This window comes from Streptomyces sp. NPDC050264 (genome assembly GCF_040655895.1).
In the GTDB taxonomy this organism is placed as follows: Bacteria; Actinomycetota; Actinomycetes; order Streptomycetales; family Streptomycetaceae; genus Streptomyces.
The window spans coordinates 166,356-178,471 of the sequence record NZ_JBFAKV010000001.1; the positions used below are offsets into that span (position 1 = coordinate 166,356).

A 12,116-nucleotide genomic window follows, 5' to 3' on the forward strand; every position below is an offset into this window, starting at 1 on the left:
GCTAGCGCAGGTGCGCGGTCTCGTTGAGGCAGCGCACGCTGGCGTTGCCGTCGGCGTAGTACGCGATCGTCGTCAGGGACGCCGCCGACAGCTCCATGCGGAACAGGGCCTCGGACGGGGCGCCCAGCGCGAGCCGGACGAGCGTCTTGACGGGCGTGACGTGGCTGACCAGGAGGACGGTGCGGCCCCGGTGGGCGGCGGTCAGCCGGTCGCGGGCCGCGGCGACGCGCTCCGCGACCGCCGCGAAACTCTCGCCCCCGCCGCTGGGAGCGGCCTCGGGCGAGGCGAGCCAGGTGTTCATGTCGTCCGGGAAACGCTCCCGGACCTCCTTGAACGTGAGCCCTTCCCAGGCCCCGAAGTCGGTCTCGCGCAGGCCGTCGTCGACCGTGACGGCGAGGCCGAGCCGGTCGGCGACGGCCTCGGCGGTCTCCCGGCAGCGCTTCAGGGGCGAGGAGACGATCGCCTCGACCGTGCCGCGCGCCGCGAGGGCGGCCGCCACGTCGTCCGCCTGGCGGCGGCCCGTCGCGGACAGCCGCGGGTCGCTGCCTCCGCTTCCGGAGAACCGCTTCTCGGGGGTGAGGGCGGTTTCGCCGTGGCGGAGCAGGACGAAGGTGGCCGGGGGGCCCAGGTCGGGCTCCGCGGCCGGTGCTTCCTTGCCGCTCATCCGTTGCCGCTCAGAGACCCGACTCCGAGGTGCGGACCAGGATGCGGTGGCAGTTCTCGCAGCGGACCACCGTGTCGGGGGCGGCGGCGCGGACGTCGTTCAGCTCCGTGATGTTGAGCTCCAGGCGGCAGCCCTCGCAGCGGCGCTGGAACAGCTTGGCCGCACCGACGCCGCCCTCCTTCTCGCGGAGCTTGTCGTAGAGCTTCAGCAGGTCGGCGGGGATGGAGCCCGCGACGACCTCGCGCTCCTTCGTCACCGTCGCCGCCTCGGTGTCCAGCTGGGCGGCCGCCGCGTCACGCCGGGCCGTCGCGTCGTCGGCCTTGGCCTGGACGGAGGCGAGCCGCTCGGAGAGCTCGCCGACGCGCTCCTGCGCCGCCTCGCGACGCTCCATGACCTCCAGGACGACGTCCTCCAGGTCACCCTGGCGCTTGGCCAGCGAGGCGATCTCCCGCTGCAGGTTCTCCAGGTCCTTCGGGGACGTGACCGCGCCGGAGTCCAGGCGCTGCTGGTCGCGGGTGGCGCGCTTGCGGACCTGGTCGACGTCCTGCTCGGCCTTGGTCTGCTCGCGGGCGCAGTCGCTCTCCTCCGTCGTCGAGGCGACGTGCAGGTCACGCAGTTGCGCGAGGTCCTTGTTGAGCGACTCGATCTCGGCGTGCTCGGGCAGCGACTTCTTCTTGTGCCGGAGCTGCTGGAGGCGTACATCCAGATCCTGGACGTCGAGAAGGCGGATCTGGTCGGCGGGCGCGGCGTTCAGTTGGGGGCTCCAAAAGTAGAGAGGGGTTCGTGGTGGGACGCCGCGTGGGCGGTCCAGGGGTCGGTGACCGTGCGCGAGACGTGGACGCGCAGGCCCCATCCCTCGCGGTCGGAGATCTCGTCGAGCTGGGCGGCGGCCAGCTCGCACCAGGGCCACTCGGTGGCCCAGTGCGCGGCGTCGAGCAACGCGAGAGGCTGTGCGGACGACATCTCGCGGGCCTCGCTCGCCGGATGGTGCCGCAGGTCCGCGGTGAGGAAGGCGTCGACGCCCGCGGCGCGCACGTCGTCGAAGAGGCTGTCGCCGCTGCCGCCGGAGACCGCGAGCGTACGGATCGCCCGGTCCGGGTCGCCCGCGACGCGGATGCCCTGCGCGGTGGCGGGGAGCCGCTCGGCGGCGCGGGCCGCGAGCTCGCTCAGGGTGAGGGGGTGGTCCAGTTCGCAGACGCGGCCGAGGCCGCGGCGGCCGGACGGATCGGTGGGGTCCGGGACCAGGGGGCGGACGACCCGGACGTCCAGGGCGCCGGCGAGGGCGTCGCTGACGCCGGGGTCGGCCTTGTCGGCGTTCGTGTGCGCGACGTGCAGCGCGATGTCGTTCTTGATGAGGGTGTGCACGGCCCGGCCCTTGAAGTGGGTGGCCGCGACCGTCGTCGTACCGCGCAGATAGAGCGGGTGGTGCGTGACCAGGAGGTCCGCGCCGAGCTTCACGGCCTCGTCGACGATCTCCTGAACGGGGTCGACCGCGAACAGGACCCGGCCGACCTCGGCGTCCGGGTCGCCGGCGACGGTACCGACCGCGTCCCATCCCTCGGCGAGGGCCGGGGGCCAGAGGGCGTCGAGCGCGGCGGTTACTTCAGACAGACGGGGCACGCACACAGGTTACCTGCGCTGCGTACCCCTTCCCCAAGCCCGGTTACCTCACCAGGTTCGCGCGGAGGTCCTTGAGGACCTCGTCGGCGGCCGTGACGCCGAGACCCAGGTACCAGGTCTCGTCCGGAACGTTCTTCGCCTGCCCGTCCTCGACGGCCTTCAGCTTCTTCCAGAGCGGGTTGTCCTCGGCGCTCGCGCGCTGCGTCTTCTTCGCGTCGCCGTAGACGCCGGTGAAGATCCAGTCGGCGTCCGCGGAGTCGATCTTCTCCGGGCTGATCTCGGTCGCCAAGTCGTCGACCTGCTGGTTCTTCGGGCGCGGGATACCGGCGTCGTCGAGGATCGTGCCGATGAAGGAGGCCTTGGCGTAGAGCCGGATGCGGTCCGGCATGTAACGCAGCATCGTCACGGTCGGGGCCTTGCCGCCGCCCGCCTTCTTCACGTCGGCGCCGAGCTTCTCGACGTTCTTGTCGTACACCGCGAGGTTCGCCTTGGCGGCCGCGGTCCTGTCGAGGGCGGACGCGTTGAGGAGGTAGTTCTCCTTCCACGTGAAACCGGGGCGGATGGAGAAGACGGTGGGGGCGATCTTGGAGAGCTGCGGGTAGAGCTTGGCGGCGCGCAGCTCGCTGCCGAGGATCAGGTCGGGCTTGAGGTTCGCGATCGCTTCCAGGTTGAGGGAGTTGATCGTGCCGACGTTCTTCGGGTCGCCCGCCTTCTTCTTCAGGTAGGACGGGATGCCCTCGTCGCCCTCGGTGGGCGCGTAGCCGACGGGCTCGACGCCGAGCGAGGCGACGTTGTCGAGCTCGCCGACGTCGAGGACGACGACGCGCTGCGGCTTCTTCGGCAGCTCCGTCCTGCCCATGGCGTGCGTGACGGTGCGCGGGAACTCGCCGGGCTCGGCCGTCGTGCCCATCTTCGCCGTCTGCTCGGCCGCCTTCGAGAAGTCGTCGCCGCCCTGCGCCACGGCCTTGGAGCCGGCGCCGTTGTCGCTCTTGGCCGCTCCGTCGTCGCTGCCACCGGAACCGCAGGCGGTGAGGGCGAGGGCCGCGGCCGTCGTGACGGCGGCGGCCGCGATCCGGGTACGGCGACGCGGGGGCATCGGGGGCATCGGCCTGCTCCAGCTCTGGGTGCACAGAAAGCTCAAAGGTTTGGTTAGGGCAACCTAACACCAGCCGTTCCGGGCCCCTCCGCCGGTCGGTGAGCACACCAAGCACTTCCCCCACAGCCCATTGGCGACATGGCCACCCGTTGGTGTGAAGAGGCGTGCCCGCGGCGCCACGGAGGTACGTACGAAAACTAGCTTCGGCTGCGAAGACGAACGGGACGGAACACCAGGAAGACAGGACAAGCGGAGGCGACGGATCCTCATGACGGCCTTGGCCATCGAGCCCGCGACAGAGACGCGACCGGAGCCGCAGCGGCCCGGATGCGTGATCACTGCGGACGCGACGTACGCGGCCCGGCTAGCGCACGACGGGGCGAGCCCCGGATCGTGGTTCCCCGAGCGCTGGACCCTCGACGGCCCCGAGCCCTACGCGGTGCCGCTCCCCGCCCAGCAGCCGGAGGAGCCGGGCACCGCGGTGCTGCCGCTCGCCGACGGCCGGGTCCTCATCCGGCGCGAGGCCGACGGCCGCCACCTGTTCTCCCTGCTCTATCCGACCGGGCCCGGCACCGGCGAGGTGCTGCTGGGGGCGGTGGAGTGCGGGGAGCTGACGCTGTTGCCGCCCGCTCCGGACGGGCGGCGCGCGTACGCGCTGGCCGTGCGCGAGGAGACGACGGACGTGTGGCTGGTGGTGGGCGGGGCGTTCGGGCCCGAGCACGTGGCCGAGGTGAAGGGGCGCTGCTCGGGCGGGGTGTGGCTGGACCCCGCGGGGCGGCTGCTCGCGCTCGACCGGGAGCCGCCGGGGGGCGGGCCCGTGAAGACGGTGGCGGTGGACCTGGACCGGGGCGGGGAGATCTCCCCGCTGCTGCAGATCACCGAGGACAGCGAGGACCGGCTGCTCCTCGCCGACGTGGACAGCGGTCTGATCCTGGTCCGCTCGGACGCCGCGGAGCCGGGCCGGCCGCGGCTCGGCTGGGGTGTGCTGGGCAGCACGCTGCCGATCCGCTTTCCGCGGGCGCTGCGGCTCGCGGACTGCGCGGTGACGCCGTTCGCCGTGCAGCCCGGGCAGACGCTCATGCCGGAGAACTGCGCGGTGGCGCTACGCATCGAGGGCACTGCGGGCGCTGCGGGCGCCGCGGGGGGTGCGGGTGCCGCGGGGGGTGCGGGTGCCGCGGGGGGTGTGCCGTGGCTCGGCGTGTGGCGTCCCAGCGAGGGCAAAGTGCGTCAGCTCCACGCTCCACAAGGGTGGTTGGCGGGGTGCGGCTTCTGGTCGCGGGAGGGCGTGCTGGCTCTCCCGTACGTCACCCAGGACGTGCCGTGCGGACTGGCCCGGGTCGCCGCGCCGGACGCGGAACCGGAGGCGGAGGCGGTTCCGGCGGCCTCGCCTGCCGCCGCGCCGGCGCCCGCCGCACCGCGTCCGGTGCCGTTGGCGCAGGCGCCTCTCGGGGGGCGTGGGGCGGGTGGTTAGACTCGTCCGGCCGAAAGTGCTGTAAGAGAAGGACCATGTACGGGTTTACGGGGTGAGTTTTCCGATGACGGGAAGCAACAGCAGGAACGCAGGGACGAACGCCGCGGAGCACATCGAGTCCGCGGACGAGGGTCCCGGGCGGCACCGCGGTGCGGTCGCCGGCTCTTCGGGGCAGGGCGACCAGCCCGAGCCGCGCGGGCGGCACCGTGGGCCTCACGCCGATGAGGTCTAGGTTCCGTTCGGAGCGCCTTTCATAGCGCGTGGCGAAGGGCCCGGTTCATTCGCCGGGCCCTTCGCCATGTCCGGGCTCAGCCGTGCTTGAGGCCGAGCACCTCCGCCGCCGCGAACGTCTCGTCCGGCGGGCGGTCCTTGTAGTGCGGGGTGAGCAGGGCATCGAGTTCGTCGTACGTGAACACTTCCTTGGCGGTGTCGAACTTCGCCTGCACACGCGGGCGTTCGACGACCGCGACCATGCCGCCGTGCACGACGAGGAGCTGGCCGTTGACGTTCGCGGCGGCGGGTGAGGCGAGGTAGCCGACGAGCGGGGCGACGTGTTCGGGGGCCAGCGGGTCGAGGCCCTCGTCGGGCTCGGCGAACCCGGCGAAGACGTCCTCGGTCATCCGGGTGCGGGCCCGGGGGCAGATGACGTTGGCGGTGACGCCGTACTTGGCGAGGGCGAGCGCCGTGGACGTGGTCAGTCCGACGATCCCGCCTTTCGCCGCCGCGTAGTTGGGCTGGCCCGCCGAGCCCGCGAGGAACGCCTCGGAGGACGTGTTCACGATGCGGCCGTGGACCGGGGCGCCGGCCGCCTTGGAGCGCTCCCGCCAGTGGCGGGACGCGAAGTGGGTGGTGTTGTAGTGGCCCTTGAGGTGGACGTGGATGACCGAGTCCCACTCGTCCTCGGTCATCGAGAAGATCATGCGGTCGCGGAGGATGCCGGCGTTGTTGACGAGAATGTCCAGCGCGCCGTACGTGTCCACGGCCAACTGGACGAGTTCCGCGGCCTGTTGGTGGTCGGCCACATCACCGGTGTGCGCGACGGCGGCGCCGCCCCGGGCCCGGATCTCTTCGGCGACCTGCTCGGCGGGGGTGCCATCGGCCCCGCCGCTGCCGTCCCGGCCTGCCTGGCCGAAGTCATTGACGACGACGTTCGCGCCGAGGCGGGCCAGTTCGAGCGCCTCGGCCCGGCCGAGCCCTCGACCGGCTCCGGTCACGATTGCCGTGCGGCCCTTGAGCGGCGTTGACATGGTGCGGGGTTCCTCTCACTGGTGACGAGTGCGGCTTTCGTCGTGGCTGTCGCGCGGTTCCCCGGGGCCCGGCTAGATCTCGATGCAGGTTCTCAGGGCGGCGCCCGTGCGCATCTGGTCGAGGGCCTCGTTGATCCCCGCCAGCGGCACCCGGTGCGTGATGAGGGACTCCAGGTCGATGCGGCCCGCCCGCCACAGGGCGATGGCCCGCTCGTAGGACTGGAGGACGTCGCCGCCGCCGTACATCGACGGCAGGATCCGCTTCTCGTCGAAGAACAGCTCGAACATGTTGAGCTGGAGGAAGTCGTCCATCGCGCCCGCGCCGACGACGACGAGCGTGCCGCCGCGCCGGGTGGTCTCGTACGCGGTGCGGGCCGTGGCCGACCTGCCGACGACCTCGAAGACGTAGTCGAAGCCCTCGCCCGCCGTGACGCGCTGCTTGGCGTCGGCCAGTCCGTCGGGTCCGACCGCTTCCGTCGCGCCGAACTTCAGGGCCGCCTCGCGCCGCGACTCCACCGGGTCCACGGCAACGATCTGCGCCGCGCCCTTGAGCCGGGCGCCCTGGATCGCCGAGATGCCGACGCCGCCGCAGCCGATGACCGCGACCGAAGAACCCGCTTTCACGTCGGCCGTGTTGATGGCCGCGCCGAGCCCGGTGGTGACGCCGCAGCCGATGAGGGCGGCGATGTCGAAGGGGACGTCGTCGGGGATCGGGACGGCGCACCCCGCGTCGACCACGACCTCCTCGGCGAACGTACCGGTGCCGGCGAAGCCGAACACGTCGCCGCCGGGCCGCTTGAAGTTCGGGGTGCCCGCGTTCATGAACCCGGCGAGGCAGAGCTCGGTCTGGCCGCGCTTGCAGGCGGGACAGGCGCCGCAGGCGGGGAGCCAGCAGACGAGCACCCGCTGACCAGCCGTCAGATGCGTGACACCGTCGCCCACTTCGATGATCTCGCCCGCGCCCTCGTGGCCCGGGACGAACGGGGCGGGCTGCGGCAGTACGCCGTTCATGGCGGAGACGTCGGAGTGGCACAGGCCGGTCGCCCGTACCCGGATCCGCACCCGGCCCGGGCCGAAGCCGACCGCCTCGACGTCGTCCAGTACTTCTAGTTTGTCCTGGCCTGTCTCGTGCAGTACGGCTGCTCGCATGGCGTGCGGCTCCTTCGCGTAGGGCGTGCGGTGGGTGCTGTCAGCTGTGCTCGATGACGGTGTCGGCCAGGACCGGGGCCTCGTCGCGCTCCACGGCCGCCACCGTCACCTGCACCCGGTTCGGCTCCTGCCACATCCGGATGCGCAACGTCTCGCCGGGGAACACGACGCCCGCGAACCGGGTGGCGTAGCGGGTGACGCGGGAGACGTCGCCGTCCAGGGCCGTGTCGACGACGGCCTTGAGCGTCATGCCGTACGAGCACAGGCCGTGCAGGATCGGCCTGTCGAAGCCGCCGAGCTTGGCGAACTCCGGGTCCGCGTGGAGCGGGTTCCAGTCGCCGGAGAGACGGTAGAGGAGGGCCTGGTCCTCGCGGATGGGGCGGTCGACGGTGCGGTCGGGCTCGCGGGCGGGGACCTCCGGGCGGTCGGAGGGCCCGCGTTCACCGCCGAACCCGCCCTCGCCGCGGATGAAGATCTGCGCGTCGCTGGTCCACAACGGGCCGTCGGCGTCGGCCACTTCGGTACGCAGGACGACGACGGCGGCCTTGGTCTTGTCGTAGACCGCCGCCACCCTGGCCGTCGTGTGCGCCGCACCCTTGACGGGGATCGGGCGGTGCAGCTCGATGGTCTGACCGCCGTGCAGGACGTGCGCGAGGTTCACGTCGATGCCGGGCGCGGCGAGGCCGCCCATCATCGCCATGCCGGCGCCCGCGACCGTCGCGAAGCTCGGGAGGACGTGCAGCTTCGATTCGAGGGTGTAGCGCAGTTCGCCGGGGTCGGTGGCGGGGGTGCCCGCGCCGAGCCCGAGGTGGTAGAGCTGGATGTCCTTGTGGTCCCAGGTGATGTCGGCGGTCCGGGGGCCGGCGGCTACGGCCTTCGCGGCGTCGATGGGCATGGGCAGGCGCTCCTCAGACGGTCGAGCGGGGCGGATCGGGCTTGCGGATCGAGCGGGTCGGGCCGGTCAAGACCTCGGTGCGGCCGTCCGCACCGTCGGTCGCACCGAGGTCGTCGCGGGCCGGTTCTAGAACCTGTTTCATTCTGCCCGGCGATCCTCATGTATAGCCAAGAGCGGATGGGTTGGGAAGGGCCGGGCCGGGCTTTTCTGACGTCACGTCAGATGACCGGGCATGACATTTGTACTGGCGAGGCGAGGACAGTCCGCATCTGCCGCTCCCCGGGCCCCGGTCCGTAGCGTCGTGGCCATGACGACGAGGGCGACAGGGACGACGAAGACAGCGGGCACCGCCGCCGGCACCGCACCGGCCTTGTCCTTCACGGGGGCCGTCAAGACGTTCGGGGACGTGCGCGCGGTGGACGGGCTCGACCTGGAGATCGCGGCCGGCGAGACGGTGGCGCTGCTCGGCCGCAACGGCGCGGGCAAGTCCACCACCATCGCGCTGCTGCTCGGCCTGGACGACCCGGACGAGGGGCGCGTGGAACTGTTCGGCGCCGCGCCGCGGGACTCCGTACGGGCCGGGCTGGTCGGCGCCATGCTCCAGGAGGGGCGGGCCGTGCCCCGGGTCACCGTCGCCGAACTGGTGGGGTTCGTGGCCGGGCGCTATCCGGCGCCGATGGCCGTGGCGGAGGCGCTGCGGCTCGCCGGGATCGAGGAGCTGGCCGGGCGGCGGGTCGACAAGCTGTCGGGCGGCCAGACGCAGCGGGTCCGGTTCGCCGTGGCGCTGGCCGGGAACCCGGCGCTGATCGTGCTCGACGAGCCGACCGCCGCGCTCGACGTCGAGGCACGGCACGCCTTCTGGGCGTCGATGCGGGCCTTCACGCGGCGCGGCCACACGGTCCTGTTCTCCACGCACTACCTGGAGGAGGCCGACGCCAACGCGGACCGGATCGTCGTCATCGACCGCGGCCGGGTCGTCGCCGACGGCAGCGGCGAGGAGCTGCGCCGGGCGGGCGGCGGCAGCCTGGTCTGCTTCGACCTCGACGGCCGCGGCTCGGAGGGGCTCGCGCTGCTGCCGGGCGTGCTCTCCGTGGAGATCCGCGGCGACCGGGCACGGCTGCGCACCGAGGACTCGGACGCGACGGTGCTGGCGCTGGCCGCCATGGAGGCCGTACGGAACCTGGAGGTCGCCCCGGCCTCCCTCGACGACGCCTTCATGGCGCTGACCGCGGACCCCCGCGACCTGGAGCGTGTGTGATGTGGGACTACCTGCGGCTCGAAGTACGGCGCACGCTGCGCGACGGGAAGTTCGTGGTCGGTACGGTCGCGATGCCCGTGATGATGTACCTCCTGTTCACCAACCTCGGTGACGACGCCGGTAGTTGGAAGACGGCGTCGATGGTCGGCATGGCGGCGTACGGAGCACTCGGCGCGGCCCTCAACACGGGCGCCGGGGTCGCCGAGGACAAGGCGATCGGCTGGCTGCGGCAGCTGCGGATCACCCCGATGACCCCGCGCCAGGGCGTCGCGGGACGGGCCCTGACCGGGGCGGTGACCGTGCTGCCCGCGATCACGGCGGTGCTGCTCGCGGGCGCTCTCGTCAACGGCGTACGGATGGACGCCTGGAAGTGGCCGGTCATCGCACTGCTGCTGTGGGCGGGCTCGCTGCCCTTCACCCTGCTCGGCCTCGGCAACGGCTACCGGCTCACCTCACAGGCCATGGGCGGCATCAACATGCTCTGCTACCTGGGGCTCGCGGTGCTCGGCGGCCTGTGGTTCCCGGTGGAGCTGTTCCCCGGCTGGCTGCGGCACGTCTCGTCCTTCACCCCGACGAACCGCTTCGCGCAGCTCGGCAGGGCGGTCGCCGACGGGAACGCGCCCTCGTTCGCGGCGCTCGGCATTCTTCTCTGCTGGCTGCTGGCCTTCGGTTCGTACGCTGTGGTCTCGTACCGCAGGTCCGCGCGCACCATCTGAGCGGCACGACCGGACGGCACGGTCGCACGGCACGACGGGGAATCGGAGAATGACGGACATGTCCTGGTGGAGCAAGGTCAACGGGCAGTTCCAAGAACTGCGCACGACGCAGGCCGAGTGGAAGGCCGAGAACGAGCGCGTGAAGGCGGAGCGCCGGGCGCGCGGCGAGCACGGCCGGCCGCCCGAGGAGCTGGGCCCGCCGCCGACCGGCTTCGCGCTGCTGCCGTGGCTGCTGATGGGCATGGGCGCCTTCTCGAACGTCATCCAGGGCAAGTCCGGCAACCCGTGGCTCGGCGGCCTGGGGCTGCTCACCTTCAACTCCCTCTACATTTATGTGGTGTTCAGGGCGTTCCACAGAAAAACCCGGAACGCCACCTCGACACGGGTCGCGCTGGCCTTGATGACGCTGCTGACCTGCGCGCTGGTCGGCGGCTTCGGCGGCAGCTGGGGGGCGTTCTTCCCGCTGCTGGGGCTCGCGGCCGGCGCGATCGTGCGCGGCCCGCACCTCGGCAAGGCCGGCCTTGGCCTGAGCGCGCTGGCGGGGGTCGTCGCCGGACTGAAGGACGGCTGGGACGCGATCGGGGTCGTGTACGGCACGTTCCTGTCGATGATGGTGACCGCGGCGATCCTTTCGCTGTCCGAGGCGGTACGTGAACTGCGGGCGGCCCGCGAGGAGTTGGCGCGCCAGGCCGTGGAGAAGGAGCGGCTGCGCTTCTCCCGCGACCTGCACGATCTGCTCGGCCACACCCTGTCGGTGATCGTGGTGAAGTCGGAGGCGGCCCGGCGGCTCGCGCCGCGCAGCATGGACGCGGCCCTGGAGCAGGTCTCCGACATCGAGGCGGTGGGGCGCCAGGCGCTCACCGAGATCCGCGAGGCCGTCACCGGGTACCGGGAGGGCAGCCTCGCCACGGAGCTGGACCGGGCGCGCTCCGCGCTCACCGCCGCCGGTATCGAGCCGGTCGTACGCCAGTCGGGGCCGCCGCTGTCCGCGCAGACGGAGGCGCTGCTGGGCTGGGTGGTGCGGGAGGCGGTGACGAACGCGGTGCGCTACAGCGCGGCCACCACGTGCACGATCTCCGTCGAGGGCGCGGCGGAGCGGGTGCGGCTGCGGGTCTCGGACGACGGGGCGGGCGCGGCCGCGGTCGTCGATCCCGGAATCGGCGGCACCGGCCTCAAGGGTCTCGCCGAGCGGCTCGCCACGGCGGGCGGCTCCCTGGAGGCGGGCCCCGGCCCGCGCGGCGGATTCGCGGTACGGGCCGAACTGCCGGTCGGGGAGCGGGAGTCCGCGCCGGACGCGGCGCTGGCCGAGAGCGTCTGAGGAGGCCGGGCGGGGTCCGGGCACGTAATCTCTCCCTGTGACAGAGATGCCGCAGGACCACCGCCCGGCCAAGTCTGTGAGAGTCCTGCTCGCCGAGGACCAGGGAATGATGCGGGGCGCGCTCGCGCTGCTGCTCGGCCTGGAGGAGGACCTGGAGGTCGTCGCGCAGGTCGCGGCCGGCGACGTCATCGTCGACAAGGCCCTCGAATGCCGCCCCGACATCGCCCTCCTGGACATCGAGCTGCCCGGCCGCAGCGGCCTGGACGCCGCCGCCGAGCTGCGCGACCAGGTGCCGGACTGCCGGGTGCTGATCCTGACGACGTTCGGGCGGCCCGGGTATCTGCGCCGGGCGATGGAGGCGGGCGCCGCCGGTTTCCTCGTCAAGGACGGCCCCGTCGAGGACCTGGCCGAGTCGATCCGCAAGGTGCTGCGCGGCGAGACGGTCATCGACCCGGCGCTCGCGGCGGCGGCGCTGAGCGCGGGCCCGAACCCGTTGACGTCCCGTGAGGCGGATGTCCTGCGGGCCTCCGCGGACGGGGCGACCGTCTCCGACGTGGCCGGGAAACTTCACCTCTCCGAGTCGACCGTGCGGAATTATCTCTCGTCGGCGATCGGCAAGACGAGCACCCGCAATCGCATGGAGGCGTTGCGGGAGGCCCGCCAGCAGGGCTGGTTGTAGGCC

At 72.4% G+C, this 12,116-nt stretch carries 12 protein-coding genes and 1 pseudogene; 5 read left to right on the top strand and 8 right to left on the bottom strand.

From position 1 onward, the window contains the following. Position 1 precedes the first annotated feature (1 nt). The 4 genes and pseudogenes from AB0J02_RS00785 to AB0J02_RS00800 form a co-directional block, all read right to left on the bottom strand. Positions 2-643: pseudogene (locus AB0J02_RS00785) on the bottom strand (histidine phosphatase family protein); the annotation flags it as partial. Positions 644-674: 31 nt separating this feature from the next. Beyond that, positions 675-1,418 (bottom strand): C4-type zinc ribbon domain-containing protein, encoded by a 744-nt coding sequence (locus AB0J02_RS00790; protein ID WP_363191740.1) that lies wholly within the window; start codon positions 1,416-1,418, stop codon positions 675-677. Further along, complete coding sequence (locus tag AB0J02_RS00795; RefSeq protein WP_363191347.1) at positions 1,415-2,284, bottom strand: Nif3-like dinuclear metal center hexameric protein; 870 nt, start codon at positions 2,282-2,284, stop codon at positions 1,415-1,417. The genes AB0J02_RS00790 and AB0J02_RS00795 overlap by 4 nt, the downstream gene beginning before the upstream one ends. Positions 2,285-2,327: 43 nt before the next feature. Beyond that, positions 2,328-3,380 (bottom strand): iron-siderophore ABC transporter substrate-binding protein, encoded by a 1,053-nt coding sequence (locus AB0J02_RS00800; protein WP_363191741.1) that lies wholly within the window; start codon positions 3,378-3,380, stop codon positions 2,328-2,330. Between the two features lie 268 nt (positions 3,381-3,648). Between AB0J02_RS00800 and AB0J02_RS00805 the strand changes: the two genes are divergently transcribed. Beyond that, positions 3,649-4,851, top strand: coding sequence for a hypothetical protein (locus tag AB0J02_RS00805; protein ID WP_363191348.1), 1,203 nt, complete (start codon positions 3,649-3,651; stop codon positions 4,849-4,851). Between the two features lie 308 nt (positions 4,852-5,159). On the opposite strand, the gene AB0J02_RS00810 is transcribed toward AB0J02_RS00805, so the two are convergent. From AB0J02_RS00810 to AB0J02_RS00825, 4 genes are all read right to left on the bottom strand, one after another. Then, positions 5,160-6,098, bottom strand: coding sequence for a 3-oxoacyl-ACP reductase (locus AB0J02_RS00810; protein ID WP_363191349.1), 939 nt, complete (start codon positions 6,096-6,098; stop codon positions 5,160-5,162). A 72-nt stretch (positions 6,099-6,170) separates the two neighbouring features. Continuing rightward, positions 6,171-7,247, bottom strand: a complete 1,077-nt coding sequence (locus AB0J02_RS00815; RefSeq protein WP_363191350.1) for a Zn-dependent alcohol dehydrogenase — start codon at positions 7,245-7,247, stop codon at positions 6,171-6,173. Between the two features lie 40 nt (positions 7,248-7,287). Further along, positions 7,288-8,142, bottom strand: a complete 855-nt coding sequence (locus AB0J02_RS00820; protein ID WP_363191351.1) for a MaoC/PaaZ C-terminal domain-containing protein — start codon at positions 8,140-8,142, stop codon at positions 7,288-7,290. A 13-nt stretch (positions 8,143-8,155) separates the two neighbouring features. Further along, complete coding sequence (locus tag AB0J02_RS00825) at positions 8,156-8,284, bottom strand: hypothetical protein (protein WP_363191352.1); 129 nt, start codon at positions 8,282-8,284, stop codon at positions 8,156-8,158. 228 nt (positions 8,285-8,512) lie between these two features. Between AB0J02_RS00825 and AB0J02_RS00830 the strand changes: the two genes are divergently transcribed. Genes AB0J02_RS00830 through AB0J02_RS00845 form a run of 4 tightly spaced genes read left to right on the top strand, consistent with a single transcriptional unit; the run spans position 8,513 to position 12,113 of the window. Further along, positions 8,513-9,400, top strand: coding sequence for an ABC transporter ATP-binding protein (locus AB0J02_RS00830; protein ID WP_363191742.1), 888 nt, complete (start codon positions 8,513-8,515; stop codon positions 9,398-9,400). Continuing rightward, a complete protein-coding gene (locus tag AB0J02_RS00835; protein ID WP_363191353.1) occupies positions 9,400-10,116 on the top strand; it encodes an ABC transporter permease in 717 nt (238 codons plus the stop codon). Before AB0J02_RS00830 ends, AB0J02_RS00835 begins: the two co-directional genes overlap by 1 nt. A gap of 58 nt (positions 10,117-10,174) precedes the next feature. Then, entirely contained in the window at positions 10,175-11,434 is a 1,260-nt protein-coding gene (locus AB0J02_RS00840) for a sensor histidine kinase (protein WP_363191743.1), read from the top strand. A gap of 46 nt (positions 11,435-11,480) precedes the next feature. Beyond that, positions 11,481-12,113 (top strand): response regulator transcription factor, encoded by a 633-nt coding sequence (locus AB0J02_RS00845; RefSeq protein WP_363191744.1) that lies wholly within the window; start codon positions 11,481-11,483, stop codon positions 12,111-12,113. The last annotated feature ends 3 nt before the right edge of the window (positions 12,114-12,116 follow it).

Excerpts from the sequence above, each read along its gene's own strand:
- AB0J02_RS00835 (WP_363191353.1), top strand. The coding sequence starts at position 9,400 with ATGTGGGACTACCTGCGGCTCGAAGTACGGCGCACGCTGCGCGACGGG.
- AB0J02_RS00845 (WP_363191744.1), top strand. The coding sequence starts at position 11,481 with ATGCCGCAGGACCACCGCCCGGCCAAGTCTGTGAGAGTCCTGCTCGCC.
- AB0J02_RS00840 (WP_363191743.1), top strand. The coding sequence starts at position 10,175 with ATGTCCTGGTGGAGCAAGGTCAACGGGCAGTTCCAAGAACTGCGCACG.
- AB0J02_RS00815 (WP_363191350.1), bottom strand. The coding sequence starts at position 7,247 with ATGCGAGCAGCCGTACTGCACGAGACAGGCCAGGACAAACTAGAAGTA.
- AB0J02_RS00805 (WP_363191348.1), top strand. The coding sequence starts at position 3,649 with ATGACGGCCTTGGCCATCGAGCCCGCGACAGAGACGCGACCGGAGCCG.
- AB0J02_RS00800 (WP_363191741.1), bottom strand. The coding sequence starts at position 3,380 with ATGCCCCCGCGTCGCCGTACCCGGATCGCGGCCGCCGCCGTCACGACG.
- AB0J02_RS00820 (WP_363191351.1), bottom strand. The coding sequence starts at position 8,142 with ATGCCCATCGACGCCGCGAAGGCCGTAGCCGCCGGCCCCCGGACCGCC.
- AB0J02_RS00810 (WP_363191349.1), bottom strand. The coding sequence starts at position 6,098 with ATGTCAACGCCGCTCAAGGGCCGCACGGCAATCGTGACCGGAGCCGGT.
- AB0J02_RS00825 (WP_363191352.1), bottom strand. The coding sequence starts at position 8,284 with ATGAAACAGGTTCTAGAACCGGCCCGCGACGACCTCGGTGCGACCGAC.